At 71.2% G+C, this 18,807-nt stretch carries 15 protein-coding genes; 13 read left to right on the forward strand and 2 right to left on the reverse strand.

Annotated features, from left to right (window positions below):
- Positions 1–407: 407 nt before the first annotated feature.
- Both MYMAC_RS31480 and MYMAC_RS31485 read left to right on the forward strand, forming a co-directional pair.
- Entirely contained in the window at positions 408–905 is a 498-nt protein-coding gene (locus tag MYMAC_RS31480) for a peroxiredoxin (protein ID WP_095960737.1), read from the forward strand.
- Positions 906–983: 78 nt separating this feature from the next.
- Positions 984–1,556 (forward strand): hypothetical protein, encoded by a 573-nt coding sequence (locus MYMAC_RS31485; RefSeq protein WP_050989162.1) that lies wholly within the window; start codon positions 984–986, stop codon positions 1,554–1,556.
- Positions 1,557–1,615: 59 nt separating this feature from the next.
- On the opposite strand, the gene MYMAC_RS31490 is transcribed toward MYMAC_RS31485, so the two are convergent.
- Both MYMAC_RS31490 and MYMAC_RS31495 read right to left on the reverse strand, forming a co-directional pair.
- Positions 1,616–2,536: a diacylglycerol kinase catalytic domain-containing protein gene (locus tag MYMAC_RS31490; protein ID WP_095960738.1), complete on the reverse strand. Its 921-nt coding sequence runs from the start codon at positions 2,534–2,536 to the stop codon at positions 1,616–1,618.
- A 15-nt stretch (positions 2,537–2,551) separates the two neighbouring features.
- On the reverse strand, positions 2,552–3,550 hold the full coding sequence (locus tag MYMAC_RS31495; RefSeq protein ID WP_095960739.1) for an SPFH domain-containing protein: 999 nt from the start codon (positions 3,548–3,550) through the stop codon (positions 2,552–2,554).
- Positions 3,551–3,893: 343 nt separating this feature from the next.
- On the opposite strand from MYMAC_RS31495, the gene MYMAC_RS31500 reads away from it, so the two are divergent.
- The 11 genes from MYMAC_RS31500 (at position 3,894) to MYMAC_RS31550 (ending at position 18,802) form a co-directional block, all read left to right on the forward strand.
- Complete coding sequence (locus tag MYMAC_RS31500; protein ID WP_095960740.1) at positions 3,894–4,601, forward strand: metallophosphoesterase family protein; 708 nt, start codon at positions 3,894–3,896, stop codon at positions 4,599–4,601.
- A gap of 95 nt (positions 4,602–4,696) precedes the next feature.
- Complete coding sequence (locus MYMAC_RS31505) at positions 4,697–5,506, forward strand: imm11 family protein (RefSeq protein ID WP_239989130.1); 810 nt, start codon at positions 4,697–4,699, stop codon at positions 5,504–5,506.
- Positions 5,507–5,882: 376 nt separating this feature from the next.
- The gene (locus tag MYMAC_RS31510; RefSeq protein ID WP_095960741.1) at positions 5,883–6,653 is read left to right on the forward strand and encodes a hypothetical protein; all 771 of its coding nucleotides are present in this window, start codon (positions 5,883–5,885) and stop codon (positions 6,651–6,653) included.
- Positions 6,654–6,694: 41 nt separating this feature from the next.
- A complete protein-coding gene (locus MYMAC_RS31515; protein WP_095960742.1) occupies positions 6,695–7,921 on the forward strand; it encodes an ROK family transcriptional regulator in 1,227 nt (408 codons plus the stop codon).
- On the forward strand, positions 7,918–8,769 hold the full coding sequence (locus MYMAC_RS31520; RefSeq protein WP_095960743.1) for a glycoside hydrolase family 16 protein: 852 nt from the start codon (positions 7,918–7,920) through the stop codon (positions 8,767–8,769). Before MYMAC_RS31515 ends, MYMAC_RS31520 begins: the two co-directional genes overlap by 4 nt.
- Positions 8,766–10,406, forward strand: a complete 1,641-nt coding sequence (locus tag MYMAC_RS31525; protein ID WP_095960744.1) for an ABC transporter substrate-binding protein — start codon at positions 8,766–8,768, stop codon at positions 10,404–10,406. Before MYMAC_RS31520 ends, MYMAC_RS31525 begins: the two co-directional genes overlap by 4 nt.
- 5 nt (positions 10,407–10,411) lie before the next feature.
- Complete coding sequence (locus tag MYMAC_RS31530) at positions 10,412–11,392, forward strand: ABC transporter permease (RefSeq protein WP_095960745.1); 981 nt, start codon at positions 10,412–10,414, stop codon at positions 11,390–11,392.
- Entirely contained in the window at positions 11,385–13,133 is a 1,749-nt protein-coding gene (locus MYMAC_RS31535) for a dipeptide/oligopeptide/nickel ABC transporter permease/ATP-binding protein (RefSeq protein ID WP_095960746.1), read from the forward strand. The genes MYMAC_RS31530 and MYMAC_RS31535 overlap by 8 nt, the downstream gene beginning before the upstream one ends.
- A complete protein-coding gene (locus MYMAC_RS31540) occupies positions 13,130–14,125 on the forward strand; it encodes an ABC transporter ATP-binding protein (protein ID WP_013937811.1) in 996 nt (331 codons plus the stop codon). Before MYMAC_RS31535 ends, MYMAC_RS31540 begins: the two co-directional genes overlap by 4 nt.
- Complete coding sequence (locus MYMAC_RS31545; protein ID WP_095960747.1) at positions 14,106–15,476, forward strand: GH1 family beta-glucosidase; 1,371 nt, start codon at positions 14,106–14,108, stop codon at positions 15,474–15,476. The genes MYMAC_RS31540 and MYMAC_RS31545 overlap by 20 nt, the downstream gene beginning before the upstream one ends.
- Positions 15,473–18,802: a glycoside hydrolase family 2 TIM barrel-domain containing protein gene (locus tag MYMAC_RS31550; protein WP_095960748.1), complete on the forward strand. Its 3,330-nt coding sequence runs from the start codon at positions 15,473–15,475 to the stop codon at positions 18,800–18,802. Before MYMAC_RS31545 ends, MYMAC_RS31550 begins: the two co-directional genes overlap by 4 nt.
- The last annotated feature ends 5 nt before the right edge of the window (positions 18,803–18,807 follow it).

Here is an 18,807-nt window from a genome sequence, read left to right on the forward strand (position 1 = left end):
AAGCTGCGTCCTACGCCTGAACGCTGCGGCGCGCAACTCCGGCGAAAGTTTCCGCCCTGACCTCTGACCTAAGCTGCCTCTTCCTGTCTCGAAAGCTAAGACGACCACAGCAGCAGTGCCCGAAATTTCGGGTCCGGCCGCGCCCAGGGCTGTCGCCTGCCGGACGGGGAAGCGACACCGCCTCCCCTACACTTTAAGAGATGCGCGCGTCGACAACAGGATGCGGTCGCGCGGAAGCCAATCATTAGGCTCCATATGACCCGCCAGGGAGACAAGCAGGCGGCCGTGAGGTCGTCTTCAACACCGGCTTTCAGCACGGCGGATTACTTGTGGGGACGCGGCGGGCCGGATGGGATGTGCCCGGCGTTGAACGCACCGGCCTGACTCCGGGGCGACGCGAGGACGTCATGGCGAAGACGAAGCTCTTGAAGCAAGGCGATGCGGTACCGGACATCACCCTCACCGGCGCGGGCAATCAGCCGGTGCGGCTGCGCGACCTGGTGGGTCAGAAGGTGTTGGTCGTCTACTTCTACCCGAAGGATGACTCGCCTGGCTGCACGGCGCAGGCGTGCGGGCTGAGGGACCAGTACGAGGACTTCGTCGCGGCCGGCGCGGAGGTGGTGGGCATCAGCGGCGACTCGGTGGGTTCGCACGAGGGCTTCGCCGCGAAGCACCGGCTGCCCTTCAAGCTGCTCAGCGACGCGCGCGGCGAGGCGCGCGAGGCCTTCGGCGTGTCCACGTCGTTCCTCGGCCTGCTGCCCGGGCGTGTCACCTTCGTGGTGGACCGGTCCGGCATCGTCCGCGACAGCTTCGAATCGCAGCTTCGCGTGGGCGAGCACGTCCGGCGCGCGCTGGAGCTGGTGCGCACGCTGGCGCAGGAAGGCACCGCCCCCGCCTCGAAGTAGGCGGCCGCGCCCAGGCGAGCTCCGGGACGGCGCGCCCCGGAGCCCCGCGCGCGGCTGCGAGCGGGTTAGAGTGGGCCCATGTTCATCTCATGCGGTAGGCGATTGGGCGCCGTGGTGCTGGCCCTGGGGATGCTGGGCGGCGCGTGCGCGGCGCGGCAGGACGTGACGTCCGCTCCTGCGACAGCGCAGCCGACGAAGGAGGAGCAGGCGGTGGGGACGACGCTGACGTGCAAGTTGAGCGGCCCGGAGCAGGCGCGCGCGGGCGAACCCGTGGAGCTGACGTTCGAGCTCGGCAATCCCACGGCGCAATCCCTGCGCGTGCTCGCCTGGCACACGCCGCTGGAGGGCGTCCGTAACAAAATCTTCGAGGTGTCCCGCGACGGCGCCCCGCTGGACTACCAGGGGCCCATGGCGAAGCGCGCGCCGCCCGCGGCCGACAGCTACGTCACGCTCTCCCCCGGTACGTCGGTGGAGGGCAAGGTGGACCTCGCTCGCTTCTATGACTTGCAGGCGCCGGGCACGTACCGCATCGCGTTCCGGGGGCCGCTGATGGACGTCGCCCGGGAAGGCGAACCGGTGCCCGCTCCGAATGGCGGCTTCCGCCCGGCGGACGTGCCCTGCCCCGAGGTGCTGGTCACCGTCACGCCCTGACGGCGGGCCCGCGTGTCTCGCCGCGCGAGGTGCCTGGCCCAAGGCGCCTCGCGCGGCCCTCAGCCCACCACCAGCCGCGCGCGCTGCTTCGCGGGGCGGATGCGCGCGGTGGCCCCCGCGCCGAAACGAAGGAAGTCCTCCTCCACCCCGTCGCTGAAGATGACGCCCTCCGACGCCATCCGCGACTCCAGCACCAGCTCGCGCGCCTCCGTCACGTCGCCCATCACCAGGCTGGCGCCCGAGTGGCGGCTGGCGAAGGGCTCGCGCACCACGAAGACCAGGCGCGGGTCCTCCCAGTCCAGGCGCAGGGGCGCCCCCGGCACCCCGCCCGCGTGCGCCGTCACGCCTCGCGCCAGGTTGAAGATGGAGGACAGCCACCCGGTGGCGCCCGCGCCCGTGGACACCACCACGCCGCTGGAGGACTGGGCCTCCTCCTGGTCCCCGGTGCGCAGCCGGTAGCGCGCGGAGACATGGGAGCGCGCCCCGATGAACAAGTCATTGAAGGCCAGCAGCCGCTGCCCGTCCGCCAGCCGCGCCTCCGCCAGCGTCACGCGCCTGAAGGCCGCCGTGTCCTCCAGCACCTTCCGCACCGCGCCGCGCGCGCCCGCCACCGAGCAGGGCAACAGCACCCCGTCGAAGCGCTCCGGGTCCGGGTTCACGCCCACCAGCGGCTGCTCCCCCACGTACTTGGCCACGTTGGCCACCAGCCCGTCCTGCCCCGCGACGACCACCACCTCCTTGCCGGTGAAGAGGAAGGTGGGCACCAGGCTCCGGTCCACCTGCTGCACCGGCAGCCCGAAGGACAGCGACTCCCGCAGCGTGTCCACGTTGCGCCGGTAGGCCTCGTCCTCCCGGGAGAACTCGTCGAAGTCCTGCCCCGCGTGCTCCACGTAGAACTTCGCCTGCTTCTTCGTGTTGAAGCGCTCCACCAGCCCCGCCAGGCGGGTGCGGCGGGTGACGAGCACGATCTTCTCGTACATGGCCCCTCCCCCGCGTCAGCGCTCGCGGCCCTTGCCGCCCTGCGCGGGCGGCTGCGCCCGGCCCGGCCCGCCCACCAGCGACTGCAACAGGTCCGGCGACACGTTGAGCTCGCCAATGCGCTGCGCGTTCTCCGCCATCTCCCGGAACGCCAGGGCGATGTTGAGCGCCGGGTCCCCGCCACTGGCCGACGTGGCCATCAGCGTCTTCCAGTCCACCCCGCGCACGGGCGCCAGCGTCTTCTCCAGCGCGTAGGCGCGGGCGTCCGCGGCCTGCCGCTCATTGTCGCTCCAGCGCGTCATCAGCGCGGCGCGCTGCTCCTCCACGGCGATGTCCGCGGCCATCCTCGCCTCGCGAATCTGGCGCTGCCGCTCCTCCACCGCCAGCTCCGTGGCCAGCTCGCTCTCCTTGATGCGCCGCTCCTGCTCCACCGCGGCGTTGCGGCGCGCGTAGATGGCCTCATCCGCGCCGCGCTGTAGCGCCTCGCGCGCCTCGGCCTCCAGCGCCCGCGCCATCTCCGGCGCCGGCTTCACCGACAGCAGCGAGAAGGCCATCACCTCCACGCCCAGCGCCTTCACCGGCTCCGCGACGGACAGGGCCGCCAGCACCTGCTGCTCGATGGCGTCCGAGCGCACCAGCACCTCGCGCAGCGTCAACCCCTGCACCACCGAGCGCGCCCGCACCTGCGCCACCTGCACCAGCCGCTCCTCCAGCTTCTCCGGGTCATCCGACTGGTAGCGCCCCGTGGGGCCCAGGGAGTAGTCCAGGAGCGAGGCCAGCCGGCGCGGGTCCGTGACACGCCACGTGAGCTGCCCCTGCAGCGTCACCGCCTGGAAGTCCCGCGACACCTCGTTGAACACGAAGGGCACGTCCGCGCTGGACAGGGGCACCGACACCAGCGTCGCCGACGGCTTCCAGTAGAAGAACGAGAGCCCCGCCCCCTCCCGGACCACCTTCCCTCCCTCGAACCGCATCACGTACGTCGTCGGTGCCGCCTTCATGTAGCCGATGACCATGAATCCTCCACCCCACTTCGTGTCTCTCTGACACCTAGTTAGTGTCAAGCGAACACGAATTCAAGTCAATGTGCGGAAGCGACCCGTGAAGGGCCGCGGATGTCCGGTGGCGAATCACGGTTCATCCGCGTTGCGACACAAAGCACACAGGGCTCATGGACGAATGCGCCGGTCGTGCGCAGGGTGGCAGGAACCCGGATCTGGCTTCCGTGATGCCGGGCCACGAGGAAGGGCGCATGGGGGCGACACACGAATGGCATCCGGTCGCGGCGAGATTTTCGCGCGCCGGGCATTCCGCCGCCACACGCCGTCCCTACCTTTCCAGCGCACTTCGGGAGAGCGCATGCGGATCGCGGTGATTTCGGACCTACATCTCGGGCGGCGAGACGCCGCCGACCACTTCGGGCACGACGACTCCGGCTTCCTGCGCTTCCTCCGTTTCTTGGAAGGCAACTTCGAGCGCATCGTGCTGCTGGGGGACATCTACGAGACGCTCACCCCACGCACGCCCGGGCGGAAGGTGGCGGAGCTGATGGCGGCCCGGGCGGCGCATCCGGAAATCGTCCGGCGCTTCGAGCTGCCGCGCTACCACTACATCCACGGCAACCACGACCTGGTGGCCGGCACGGTGCTGGGCGCGCCCGAGCAGCTGATTCTGGAGGCGGACGGGGTGCGCCTGCTCTTCACCCACGGCCACCATCACGACTGGATGATTCGCAAGGCGCGCCTGCTGTCGGAGGCGGCGGTGTGGGCCGGAGCGTGGCTGCGGCGGATGCGGCTGCGGGCGATGTTCCGGTGGTTCCAGGCGTTGGACCTGAAAATCACCAACGCCCTGCCAGACCCGGAGCGTTGCACCTTCCAGCGCTGGGCGGTGGCGCGGGCCAACGCGCACCACGCGGACATCGTCGTCACCGGCCACACCCACCTGGGCCTCAAGGTGGAGCACGGCAGCAAGCTCTTCCTCAACAGCGGGACGTGCTCGGAGGGGCAGTTCTCCTTCCTCAGCCTGGACACGCGCACCGCCAACTACTCGCTGCACACCTCCTGGTAGGCCCCTGGCCCGCGGGCGGCCAGGAAGGCGGCGGGGAGCCCGGTCCGTTGCATCTTCCTCGCCCCTCCTCGCGGTGGGCGCAGTAACATTGGCGGATGTTCAGGCGGCTCACCGAGGCGCTCCGCGTGCTGACGCGACGCTCCCCGAGAAACAGCCCCGGCTCCACGCCTGGAGCCCCGCGGCAACTGCTCCTTTCCGACGTGCCCGCGGACGCGCGGCCCCGGACGAAGCCGGCCGCGCGCCGCGCACCGCCGCGCCCCACCCGCCCCGCGCGCTACTTCGACCTCCACGACGACTTCCGCATCCCCGGCCGGCCCGAGCTGAGCGACCCGGTGGCCGTGGACCCGCGGCAGAAGCTGGACTCCGTGTGGCTGTTCACCTCCGGCGCCCGGGTGCGCGGCGTGGGGAGGCTGCGCCTGAAGGTGACGCCCCCAGGGCCGCCGCTGGACTTCTCGCTCGCGGGCGCCGGGCTCACCCCCATCGTCTCCGCGCGCGTGGCCTCCGTCTTCCGGGAGCTGGCGCCCCACGACGTCCAACTGCTGCCCGTGGAGGTGGAGGACCGCAGCGAGCCTCACTTCATCCTCGTCGCCACCCGGCTGGTGCGCTGCATCGACGACCGGGCCTGCGCGGAGGCCATCCCCTACACCGCGGCGGACGGCCTGCCCGAGCGCGTGGGGCACTACCGCAGCATCAGCGGCCTGCGGGTGGACCCCACCCGGACGAACGGCGCCCGGGTCTTCCGCACCTGGGGCTGGCCGGTGAGCCTCATCGTCTCCGAGGGCATCAAGGAAGCCCTGGAGCACGCCCGCATCACCGGCGCGCGCTTCGCCGAGGTGACGGAGCCGCCTCGCAAGCCCCGCCGGAAGAAGGCCGCCGCGAAGAAGTCCCGGCCGAAGCGGCGCTGACCCGCGCCCCGGAGACCGCAACGGGGCCGCGGGCCCCGTCCGGCTCCGACCTCACCGGGCCGCGCGCCTGGGCGAAGGCCACGCCCTGAGCGCCAGCGGCCTGTAGCCCCCTCCCTCCTCCGCGCCCGCCAGGGCCCGCCTTCCCTCCGGGAGCGCGGGCTGTCTGCCTTTGGAGCAATGCGTCACACGGAATGGCTTGTCACAGACTTGCAATCACCGGAATCCCGCTGGTACTTTCTTCGCCGCTCGAAGTAACTCAACTCGTTCGTGGCCGCTCCAGGCTCCATCAACGCGCCGCGCCACTGAACGACGACGCTCGAAGCACCTCGGTTTCTTCGCCGTAAGAACGAAGTTTTCCAGATGTGGAGGGGAGCGCATGCATCCGAACAAGCGTTTCGCGTGGGCGTGGGTGGCGGCGGGCGTTTTCGCGGTGTCTGGTCTGGTGGTGGGCTGTGATCCGGAAGAGGACCCCACGCCAACGCCTGACGCAGGTCAGCAGAACCCGGACTCAGGCACGCGGCTGGACTCGGGGACCCAGACGGACTCCGGCACGCCGCCACCCGACGCGGGCACGGAGCCCGACGACGCGGGCACCGAGCCGGAAGACGCCGGGACGGAGCCGGAGGACGCGGGCACCGAGGAGGACGCGGGCACCCCGCCGCCCACGCTGCCCCTGGCCGTGGACGGCGCCTGGATTCCCAGCGGCTACATGGGTGATGGCGCGAGCGGCGGCGTGACGTACAGCGGCACGGAGTGCGCGTCGCGGGCCGGCTCGGCCCAGGGCGCCTGCCACCGGTTCACCTGGACGCCCGGCGGGGAGGGCTGGGCGGGCGTCTTCTGGCAGTTCCCCGAGGGGAACTGGGGCAGCATGCCGGGCTTCGCCGTCCCGGATGGCGCCAACTCCGTGTCCTTCTACGCCTGGGGCGCCGAGGGCGGGGAAGTCGTCACGTTCATGACGGGGATGAACGCCGCTGACGGATTCGAGGTGCCGCTGGAGAATGTCGCGCTCACCACCACCCCGACCCAGTACACAATCGACATCAGCCGCGTCCGGTATGGACTGGTGGTGGGTGGCTTCGGGTGGAGCGCAGGTGGTGGCAGGACGACTCCGCTCGTCTTCTTCATCGACGACATCCACTGGCACTGACACCCACCCCCATCCTCGCGGCGGAACGGAGCGAGAGGACGATGCGAGTGGGAACGGCGGTGACGACGGTCGACGCGGCGGGCATGCGCGCGCAGAACAGCAGCCTGCTGCTCAACATGATCTGGCGTGAGCGCCAGATTTCCCGGGCGGAGCTCGCCCGGAGGACGGAGCTGAGCCCGTCCACCGTCTCCGCCATCGTGGCGGACCTGGAGCGCTCCGGCCTGGTGCGCAGCATTGGCGCCGGGGTGTCCCGGGGCGGCCGTCGTCCCACCCTCATCGGCTTCTGCGATGACGCGTTCAGCCTCATTGGCGTGGAGATGGGCGCCACCCACGTGACGGCCGTGCTCACCGACCTGCGCGGCCGGGTGCGCGCCCACCGTCACGCCAACCACGCCGTCCGCGAAGACCCCAAGGGCACGCTCCAGAAGGTGCGCGAGCTGGTCCAGGAGGTCCTGGACGCCGAGCGCGTGCCGCGCCGCTCCGTGGCGGGCATGGGCATCGCCGTGCCCAGCCCCGTGCACCCGTCCGCCCCGGGCAGGCTGTCACCGCTGCTGGTGCCGGCCTGGCGGGACTACGACGTGCAGGAGGCCTTGCGGAGCGCGTTCGGCCTGCCGGTGTTCGTGGACAACGACGCGAACCTGGGCGCGCTGTCGGAGTGCTACTGGGGCGCGGGCGTCAACGGCGAGGACCTGGCGTACATCAAGCTGGCCACGGGCATCGGCTCCGGCCACATCATCCACGGCGACGTCTACCGGGGCGCGGGCGGCACCGCGGGCGAAATCAGCCACATGGCGGTGGACTCCTCCGGGCCGCAGTGCGTGTGCGGCCTGCGCGGCTGCCTCGTCACGCTCATCGGGTCCGCGGCGCTGCTGGAGCGGGCGCGGGAGCTGCTGGGCCGCAAGGACAAGCGCGCCCTCACGGTGCGCGAGTTGGTGGAGGGCGCGCGGGCGGGTGAGCCGGCCGCGCGTCAGGTCATCGACGGGCTCGGGCACTACCTGGGCATCGCCGTGGCCGGCCTGCTGAACCTGCTCAACCCCGCCATCGTCGTGCTCGGCGGCGAAATCTCGCTGGTGGGAGACCTGCTGCTGGACCCGCTCCGCGCCTCGGTGCGCAAGCGGGCGCTGTCCACCTCCATGGCGGAGACGCGCATCGTCACCTCCGCGCTGGGAGACCGCGCCATCGCCGTGGGCGCGGCCACCCTGGTGCTCCAGGCCGCGCTGAGAGACAGGACCCTCTTCCCCCTTCAACACCTAGGCAAATCCGCATGACGCTCCCGCGCCTCCTCCCCGTGGCCCTGGCCCTGACGGGCCTCGCCTGTGACCCGGCCGCCAACCGGGTGAACCGCCCCAACAACCCGACCCCCAGCACCCCCCAGCCCAGCACGGACTGGGCGCTGGTGTGGCAGGACGAGTTCGATGGCGAAGCGGGGACCCCGCCCTCCTCCGAGCGGTGGGTGCACGACGTGGGAGGGCACGGCTGGGGCAACGAGCAGTTGGAGTTCAACACCGACCGCGCGGACAACGCCGCGCACGACGGCGCCGGCCACCTGGTCATCACCGCGCGCCGCGAGCGCTACGGCAACCGCGAGTACACCTCCGCGCGCATCCGCACGCAGGGCCGCTACGAGCCCACCTATGGCCGCGTCGAGGCGCGCATCCAGCTCCCCGTGGGGCGCGGCATCTGGCCCGCCTTCTGGATGCTGGGCGCGAACATCGCCTCCGTGGATTGGCCGGAGTGCGGCGAAATCGACATCATGGAGTACCGGGGCCAGCTCCCCTCCATCGTCCGGGGCTCGCTGCACGGCCCGGGCTACTCCGCCGGCAACAACCTGGGCCAGGAGCACGTCGTCAGCGGGACGAAGCTGAACGAGGGCTTCCACGTCTACGCGGTGGAGTGGGAGCCGGACCGCATCCGCTGGTTCCTCGACGACACCATGTTCTTCGAGGCGACGCCCGCGAAGCTGCCCGCCGGCGCGCGCTGGGTCTTCGACAGCCCCCAGTTCATCATCCTCAACGTCGCCGTGGGCGGCACCTTCGTGGGCCCGGTGGGCCGCGACACCGTGTTCCCCCAGGAGATGAAGGTGGACTACGTCCGCGTCTACGCGAGGCCCACGTGAGGGCCGCGCTCTGGGCGCTGACGCTCCTGCTGGTGGCCTGCAAGGTGGAACCCCGCCCGCGGCCGCCCGGAGTGCTGTTCGTCTCCGTGGAGCAACAGAGCGCCTGGGTGCGCAACTTCAACCCGCTGTTCGCGGGCGCGGGCTCACGCTGGCCCACGCGCGCGGGCGTCTACGAGTGCCTTGAAATCTTCACCCCCGCCAAGGGCCAGTGGACGCCGTGGCTGGCCACCGGCCACGCGTGGTCCGAGGACCGCCGCACGCTGCGCTTCACCCTGCGCCAAGGCGTGCGCTGGTCCGACGGCGAGCCCTTCACCGCGGACGACGTGGCCTTCACCTTCAAGCTGCTCAAGCAGCACGCGGCGCTGGACGCGGGCGGCGTGTGGCGCTTCGTGGAGGACGTGCGCGCGGAGGACCCGCTCACGGTGGCCTTCCAGTTCTCCCGCGTCTACATCCCCGGCTTCGCGGAGCTGGCGCAGCAGCCCATCGTCCCCCGCCACGTCTGGGAGGAGGTGGCGGACCCCGTGACGTTCACCAACCCGCGGCCGGTGGCCACCGGGCCCTTCACGGAGGTGACGGTCTTCCGCAACCAGGTCTACGAGCTGGGCCGCAACCCGCACTACTGGCAGCCCGGCAAGCCCGCCGTCTCCGCGCTGCGCTTCCTGGCCTTCCCCACCAATGACCAGGCCAACCTGGCGCTGGTGGAGGGCGAGGTGGACTGGGCGGGCAACTTCGTCCCCGCGGTGGACCGCACCTTCGTCGCCCGCGACCCGGTACACCACGGCCGCTGGTTCCCGCTCTACGGCAGCACCGTCTTCCTCTACCCCAACACCACCCTGCCGCCGCTGGACGACGTGCGCGTGCGCAAGGCGCTGAGCATGGCGTTGGATCGCGAGCGGCTGGTCGAAATCGCCATGTACGGCTACACCCGGCCGGCGGACGCCACCGCGCTCAACGACGCGTACGCCGCGTGGCGAGACGCGGACGCGGCCCAGGGCGCCTGGGTGAAGCACGACTTGGAGGCGGCGAAGCGGCTGTTGGACGAGGCGGGCCTGAAGGAAGGCCCGGACGGCCTGCGGCGCAAGGCGGACGGCCAGCCGCTGGCGCTGGACATCGAGGTGGTGGGCGGCTGGTCCGACTGGGTGCGCGCCGGCCAGGTGGTGGCGCGCGACTTGCGCAAGCTGGGCGTGCAGGCGCAGCTCCGCACCTACGAGTTCGGCGCGTGGTACGCGCGGCTCCAGAAGGGCGAGTTCCAGCTCGCCATCTCCTGGTCCCTGGACGGCCCGACGCCCTATACCTTCTACAAGTGGCAGCTCTCCCCGCGCACCGTGCGCCCGGTGGGCGAGGTGGCCGCGTCCAACTGGCACCGCTTCGGTGACGCGGAGGCGGATGAATTGCTGTCGCGCTTCGAGCGCGCGGACTCCGAGGCGGAGCAGCGCGCGCTGATGGCGGCGGTGCAGCGGCGCTACTCCGAGCTGGCGCCGTCCATCCCGCTCTTCCCCAACCCGTCCTGGGGCGAGTCCAACTCGCGGCGCTTCACCGGCTTCCCCACCGAGCAGAACCCCTACGCGCGCCTGTCCCCCCATGCCGAGCCCGACAGCCTGCTGGTGCTGACGTCGCTCACCCCCCGGGAGCCCTGAGCGCCATGGCCTACGTCCTGCGGAGGTTGGGCTTCTACCTGCTGGCGGCCTGGGCGTCGCTGACACTCAACTTCGTCATCCCCCGGCTGGCGCCTGGAGATCCGGCGTCCGCCATGTTCGCGCGCTTCGAGGGCCGCGTGCAGCCCGAGGCCATGGTGGCGCTGCGCGCCGCCTTCGGCTTCACGGAGGCGCCCTGGTACGTGCAGTACGCCACGTACCTCAAGCACCTGCTGCGCGGCGACCTGGGCCTGTCCTACGCGTACTACCCGGCGCGCGTGTCGGAGGTGATTGGCACCGGCCTCTTGTGGACGCTGGGGCTGGCCGGGTGCGCGGTCATCATCAGCTTCACGGTGGGCTCCATGCTGGGCGTGTTGGCGGCGTGGAACCGCGGCGGGTGGCTGGACGCGGCGGTGGCCCCGGCGCTCGCCTTCCTGGGGGCCTTCCCCTACTTCTGGCTGGCCATGCTGGCCCTGTACCTCTTCGGGTTCGGGCTGGGCTGGTTCCCGCTGCGGCACGCGTACTCGCACGACCTGGAGCCGGCGCTGTCCCTCACCTTCGCGGCGGACGTGGCGCGGCACGCCTTCCTGCCGGCGGCCTCCATCGTCGTGGCCACGCTGGGCGGGTGGATGCTGAGCATGCGCAACACCATGGTGGCCACGCTGGGCACGGACACGCTCCGGCTGGCGCACGCCAAGGGGCTGCCGCCCCGGCAGGTGATGCTGCGCTACGCCGCGCGCAACGCGCTGCTGCCCAACGTCACCGGCTTCGGCATGGCGCTGGGCTTCGTGCTGAGCGGCTCGCTGCTGACGGAGATTGTCTTCTCGTACCCAGGCACCGGCTACCTGCTGATTCTCGCCGTGCGCAACCAGGACTACCCCCTGATGCAGGGGCTCTTCCTGACCATCACCTTCGCCGTGCTCGCCGCGAACTTCGCCGTGGACCTGCTGTGTCTGTGGCTGGACCCGAGGACTCGCGCCCATGCGTGACTTGCTTCGACGGCTGCTGCGCCAGCGCAAGGCCGCGGTGGGCGGCGGCATCCTGCTGGGCTTCATCGTGCTGGCGCTCATCGGGCCCTGGCTGGTGATGGACCCCACGGAGCTGGTGGGCCGCCCCCACCAGCCGCCCTCTTCCGCGCACTGGTTCGGCACCACGGGCCAGGGGCAGGACGTGCTGGCGCAGACGGTGGTGGGCGCGCGCGAGACGCTGGCCATCGGCTTCGCGGTGGGCGCGCTCGTCACGCTCCTGGGCGCGCTCATCGGCGTGACGTCCGGGTACCTGGGCCGCCGCGTGGACGACGTGCTGACGCTCACCACCAACGTCTTCCTCGTCATCCCCGGCCTGCCGCTGGCCATCGTCCTGGGCGCCTACCTGCCCTCCGGCCCCTTCCGCATGGTGGTGGTGCTGTCGCTGGCCGGCTGGGCGTGGAACGCGCGCGTCTTCCGCGCCGAGGCCCTGGCGCTGCGCAACCGGGACTTCGTCTCCGCCGCGCTGGTGGCCGGCGAGAGCCGCGCGCGAATCGTCGGGCGGGAGCTGCTGCCCAACATGGCGTCGCTGCTGGGCTCGTCGTTCATCGGCAACACGCTGTACGCGGTGGGCGCGCAGGTGGGCCTGGAGTTCCTCGGCCTGGGCGACGTGGGCGCGGTGACGTGGGGCACCAACCTCTACTGGGCCGGCAACGACGCGGCGCTGCTGACGCGCTCCTGGTGGGTCTTCGTCCCCACCGGCCTGTGCATCGCGCTGGTCGGCTTCTCACTGACGCTGCTCAGCTCCGCCATCGACGAGGTGACCAACCCAGCCCTGAAGGCGCCGCCGGTGGCGACCACGGCGGTGCGCTCGACGGGGTCTGCTCTCGCGGACCCGGCGCCGCCGTCCGGCGCGCTGCTGAGCCTCCGCGACGTGTGCATCGAATACGCCACGGAGCGAGGCCCCGCGCGCGTGGTGGACTCGGTGTCCATCGACATCGCGCCGGGTGAGGTGTTCGGACTGGCGGGCGAGTCCGGCAGCGGCAAGTCCACGCTGGGCTATGCGCTGCTGCGCCTGCTGCCCCCGGCCGCCAGCATCACCCATGGGCGCATCCTCCTGGACGGCACGGACGTCACGGCGCTGGATGACGCCGCGCTGCGCGCCTACCGCTGGAGCAAGGTCTCCATGGTGTTCCAGAGCGCGATGAGCGCGCTCAACCCGGTGCTCACGCTGGGGGACCAGTTCCACGACACGCTCGCGGCCCACGGGCGCACCACGCGCGCCGCGTCCCATGCGCGCGCGCGGGAGCTGCTGACCATGGTGGGGCTGGCGCCGCACCTGGTGGACGCGTGGCCGCACCAGCTCTCCGGTGGCATGCGGCAGCGCGTGGGCATCGCCCTGGCGCTGGCCCTGGAGCCGAAGCTGGTGGTGATGGACGAGCCCACCACGGCGCTGGACGTCGTGGTGCAGAAGGAGCTGCTCCAGCGCGTGCTGGAGCTGAAGCAGCGGCTGGGCTTCGCGGTGCTCTTCATCACGCACGACTTGCCGCTGCTGCTCGCGCTGTCGGACCGCGTGGGCGTGCTCCAGGGCGGCAAGCTGGTGGAGGTGGACACCGCCGAGCGCCTGCGCACGGACGCGCGCCACCCGTACACGCGCCTGCTGCTGTCGTCGTTCCCGCACTTGAGCGCGGCGGACGCGCAGGTGCCGCGAGCGGCCTCTGAGCACACGGCAGCCCCGGCGGCCGCCCAGGGAGGTGGACGATGAGCGCTCCGCTGCTGGAGGCCACGGAGCTGCTGCGCACGGTGCCCGTGGGCGGCTTCCTCTCCCGTTCCCGCCGCACCTTGCTCAACCGCGTGTCCTTCACCCTGGAGCGCGGGGAAATCGTCGCGCTGGTGGGCGAGTCTGGCAGCGGCAAGTCCACCCTGGCCCGGGTGCTGGCGCGGCTGGACACGCCGGACGCCGGCGTCCTCCGGCTGGGCGGCGAGGACGTGCTCACCCTGGAGCGCGGCGGCGCGTCGCTCGCGTACCGGGGCCGCGTGCAGATGGTCTTCCAGGACCCCTTCGCCTCGCTCAACCCCGTCCACACCGTGGCCCACCACCTGGAGCGCCCGCTGCTGCGCCATGGCCGGGCCACGCGCGCGGGACTCAAGGACCGCGTCCACGCCCTGCTGGAGTCCGTGGGCCTGACGCCCGCGGAGCAGTTAGCCCGGCGCTACCCGCATGAGCTGTCCGGCGGTCAGCGGCAGCGCGTGGCCGTGGCGCGCGCGCTGGCCGTGGAGCCGGACGTCATCATCGCGGACGAGCCCACCTCCATGCTGGACGTGTCCACGCGCCGGGGCGTGCTCCAGCTCCTGCGCGGCCTGACGCGCGAGCGAGGCATCGGCATCCTCTTCATCACCCACGACCTGGCCAGCGCGCGCCACCTGGCCGACCGCGTCCTGGTGCTGTACGCGGGCAGCGTCGTGGAGTCCGGCAGGACGGCGGACGTGCTCGCCGCGCCCCGGCACCCCTACACCCGGCTGCTCTTGTCCGCCGTGCCGGATGGCGCGGACTTCCTCGACACGCCGCTGCCGGTGAAGCCCGCCACGGGCCCCATGCCGGTGGGCGGCTGCCCCTTCGCGCCCCGCTGCCCCCACGCGGACGCGCGCTGCCACGACACCCTCCCCCCCTCTCACGTCCACGCCGCGGACCACACGGTCCGCTGCCATCTCGAATCCTCGAAAGGAGCCTCCGACAATGCGGCAGTTCCCCAATGACTTCCTGTGGGGTGTGGCCACCTCCTCGTACCAGATTGAGGGCGCCACCCACGCCGACGGCCGCGGTGAGTCCATCTGGGACCGCTTCGCCGCCACCCCCGGCAAAATCAGCGATGGCTCGGACGGGAAGGTCGCGTGCGACCACTACCACCGCTGGCGTGAAGACGTGGAGCTGATGCGCTGGCTGGGCGTGAAGTCCTACCGCTTCTCCGTCGCCTGGCCCCGCGTGCTCCCCACCGGGCGCGGCGCCGTGAATGCCGCGGGCCTGGACTTCTATTCGCGGCTGGTGGACGGGCTGCTCGAAGCGGGCATCGAGCCCTTCGTCACCCTCTACCATTGGGACCTGCCCCAGGTCCTCCAGGACCAGGGCGGCTGGCCCTCGCGCGACACGGGGAACGCCTTCGTCGAGTACGCCGACGTGATGAGCCGCAAGCTGGGCGACCGCGTGAAGCGGTGGATTACCCACAACGAGCCCTGGTGCATCAGCGTGCTGGGCTACGGCAACGGCGAGCACGCCCCCGGCCACAAGAACGGGGGCGAGATGCTGGCCGCCGCGCACCACCTGCTGGTGTCCCACGGCCAGGCGGTGCCCGTCATCCGCGGCAACGTGAAGGACGCCCAGGTGGGCATCACCCTCAACCTGTCACCCGCGGAGCCCGCGTCGCCCAGCGCCGAGGACGCGGAGGCCTGCCGCCGGCATGACGGCAGCTTCAACCGCTGGTTCCTGGACCCGCTGTACGGCCGCGGCTACCCGAAGGACGTGGTGGAGGACTACGTGCGGGACGGGCACCTGGCCTCGGCCACGCTGCCCTTCGTGCGCGACGGCGACCTGGAGACCATTGCCGTCCCCACCGACTTCCTGGGCATCAACTACTACTCGCGCGCCATCATGCGCAGCACCCGCATCCCGGAGTCGCAGAACGCGCCGCGCACGGTGCACCCCGTGGAGGAGCACACCGACATGGGCTGGGAGGTGTACGCCCCCGCCCTCACCCGGCTGCTGGTGCACCTGCACACCCACTACCAGCCCGGCCCCATCCACATCACGGAGAACGGCTGCGCCTACGCCACCGGCCCCAGCGAGGACGGCAAGGTGCATGACGTGAAGCGCGTGGCGTACCTGCGCTCGCACCTGGAGGCGTCGCTGGAGGCCATCCGCCAGGGCGTGCCGCTGGCGGGCTACTTCGCCTGGTCGCTGCTGGACAACTTCGAGTGGGCCTTCGGGTACCAGAAGCGCTTCGGCATCATCTACGTGGACTACGACTCGCAGCGCCGCCTCCCGAAGGACAGCGCCCACCTCTACAAGGCCCTGATCGCCAGGAACGGGCTGGACGTGGAGCTCGCCGCGTGAATCCGCTCGCCCTCATCACCAGCCTGGCGCTCGCACTGACGCAGGTGCCACCGCCCTCCGGCCCGGAGACGGCCGTCCCTCCCGCCCAGTCCCCCACCGTGGCGGGCCCCGAGCCCGCCGAGCCCACCGCCGCCGAGCCCGTCACGGACAAGCCCGTGGAGCAGGAGCCCCCCGCGCCGCCGCCAGACGCGCCGGTGGTGAGGGCGCCGCCCGTCAACGTCAACGCCCAGGCGGCGCAGGCCGTCCGCGTCCACCGCGACGAGCGTGGCTTCAAGCTCCAGGTCAACGGCCGGGACTTCCCCATCCTCGGCATGAACTGGGGCTACACGCCCATTGGGGAGAACTACCGCTACTCGCTGTGGACGCAGAAGGAGGACTTCATCCGCGCGGTGCTGCACCGCGAGATGACGCTGCTGCGCGACATGGGCGTCAACGCCATCCGCCAGTTCGACGACATCCCGCCGCGGTGGGTGACGCACATCCACGAGAACTACGGCATCTACACCGTGGTGAACCCGCTGATGGGCCGCTACGGCACCAACGTGGACGGCGTCATGGTGCCGAACACGGACTACTCCAACCCCAACCACCGCCGGGCGCTGCTCAACGATTTGGCGCAGAAGGTGGAGAAGTACCGGGACGTGCCCGGCGTGCTGATGTGGATGCTGGGCAACGAGAACAACTACGGCCTGCACTGGACCAGCTTCGAAATCGAGGCGCTGCCCGGGCAGGAGGACACCGCCCGCGCCGAGCACCTCTATTCGCTGATGGGCGAGGCCGTGCGGCTCATCAAGCAGCGCGACACGCTGCACCCCGTCTCCATCGCCAACGGTGACCTCCAGTACATCGACCTCATCGCACGGCTGATGCCGGAGCTGGACATCCTGGGCTCCAACGTCTACCGCGGCCCCTCCGCCCGGGACTTGTTCGACGAGGTCCTGCGCAAGCTGGACAAGCCCGTCATGTTCACCGAGTTCGGCGCGGACGCGTACGACGCCAAGGCGGGCCGCGAGGACCACCTGGCGCAGGCCGAGTACCTGCGCAAGCAGTGGGAGGAAATCTACTCCCAGGCCTACGGCCAGGGCCGCGCGCAGAACGCGCTGGGCGGCTTCGTGTTCCAGTGGGTGGACGGCTGGTGGAAGTACAACCAGGAGGCCAACCTCTCCATCCACGACACCACCGCGTCCTGGCCCAACGGCGGCTACCCGTCCGACTTCGTGCCCGGCCAGAACAACATGAACGAGGAGTGGTTCGGCATCTGCGCGCTGGGGCCGGAGGACGAGGCCGGCATCGCGCGCATCCAGCCGCGCACCGCGTACTACGTGCTCCAGGCGGCCTTCCGCATGGACCCGTACGCCCCCACCACGAACCCGGACACCATCCGAGCGCACTTCGCGTCCATCCGCCCCACGGAGCTGTCGCGCGGCTACGAGTCCTCCATGGCCCTGGCCCGCGCGGATGAGCTGAGCGCGGTGCGCGTTTCCAACCTGCGGCTGCTGATGGACAGCTCCCTGTCGCGCGGCAGCATCGCCACGGTGCGGCCCAACCAGGTGTCGGTGGACCACACGGAGTCCATCTTCTTCGACCTGGCGCTCCAGCCCACCTCCGGCGTGTACGGCCGCGCCTCATTCAACGTCGTGGGCAACGTGGCGCAGAACCGCCTCAACAACATCTTCTACGAGAACCGCGGCATCCCCTCCGCGCCAGGAGGCGCCGGCAACCCGGCCGTGGGCGGGCAGGCGCCGGTGCCCGGCGTCGGCGGCATCCCCGGGCAGCAGGGGCAGCCGCTCGGCCTGGACCGGCTCGCGCTGTACCAGGCGGAGTTCAAGCTGGACCGCGCGGACTTCCAGCTCGAGGGCTTCTACCGCACCGCCCACTACCACTGGGGCGAGGAGGGTGACTTCTTCGGCCTCTACCGCGAGGCCAACTACGGCCCCGCGCTGGACATCTACAAGGGCAACGCCCCCTTCGGCGTCGTCTTCACCGGCAAGAACACCCTGGAGGGCCTGAAGATCGCCGTGGGCCCCGAGCTCTACTGGGGCGCCAACCCGTCCATCGTGGCCAAGTACCGGCGGAACGTGGGGCCGGTGACGCTGACGCTGATGCACCAGGAGGACATCGCCCGGGGCGCCACCCAGCTCACCGCCTCCGTCATCCGCGAGCGCGTGGCGCGCAGGTCCACGCTGTCACTCAACTGGGCGAAGGGCCCCATGGCGCTGGAGGTGGGCGGCATCCTCGCGGCCCCGCAGCGCGTGGGCGAGGCGTTCACCTGGTCGCGCCCCACGGACGGCCCCAGCTACCTCAACAGCGGCTACGAGGTGCTGCGGGACGAAATCCGGATGCTCGACACGCTGGGCGCCAAGGCGCGGCTCACCTACGATTTGGGCTCGGTGCGCACCTTCATCCAGGGCTCCTACCGCGGCCTGGTGGCGGACGGCGGCCCGGAGCAGGGCATCCTGCTGACGGGGTGGAGCCTGCGCGAGAGCGGCCGTGGCAACCACTTCGGCGGCCAGGCGGGCGCCGTCATCCAGGTGGGCAGCTCCTTCCAGGTGTCGCCCAACCTGCTGTACCAGAAGCCCCTCATCGGGCCCAACCCGCGCATCGAGGACGGGTACGACGCGGAGACGGGGCGGTACTTCGCCGGCGTGCGGCCGCGCAACGTGCTGGTGGACGCCTTCACCGTGCTGGACAACCGGGAGACGCTGGGCGCGGAGCTGCTGCTCACCTTCGACCCCACGCCCGGCACCTGGTTCTGGCAGTGGGACCGCGACATGCGCGAGGACGCGCCCTTCGCGGCGGGCCTGGACCTGGTGTACCGGCGGCAGCCGACGTCCCGCGACGCGGGCATCGCCATCCTCGCGGACGGCAGCATGGTGGCCTTCGGCAACGCACCGGTCGCCCGGGATGAATGGGAGGCCACGCTGCGGGTGGTGACCAACCCGATGCCGCGGCTGAAGCTCTTCGGCGCCGCCTTCGCCGGCAGCAACCAGTCCTCCGGCGAGGACAACCGGCAGGTGCGGCGCTTCGGCGTGGACGCGTCCGCGCTGTGGGACACGGTGATGCTGACGGCGCAGCTCCACTTCAACAACTGGGGCCCCTACGACTACCACCGCGTCTTCAACCTCACCTATCCCATCCAGCTCGGCGGCGACTTGTCCTATGGCCTCAAGCGCCCGGTGCTGGGCACGGTGACGACGCGCTTCGGCGTGCGCGGCCTGGTGCGCATGCTGGACCAGTACTCGGAGGGCCTGAGCACCATGGCCATTGAAGAAGGACTCGAGGGCCGTGAATACGAACTGGGCGCCTATGCCATCCTGTCTCTCTAGTGGAG

Source organism: Corallococcus macrosporus DSM 14697 (genome assembly GCF_002305895.1).
GTDB classification, from domain to species: Bacteria; Myxococcota; Myxococcia; order Myxococcales; family Myxococcaceae; genus Myxococcus; species Myxococcus macrosporus.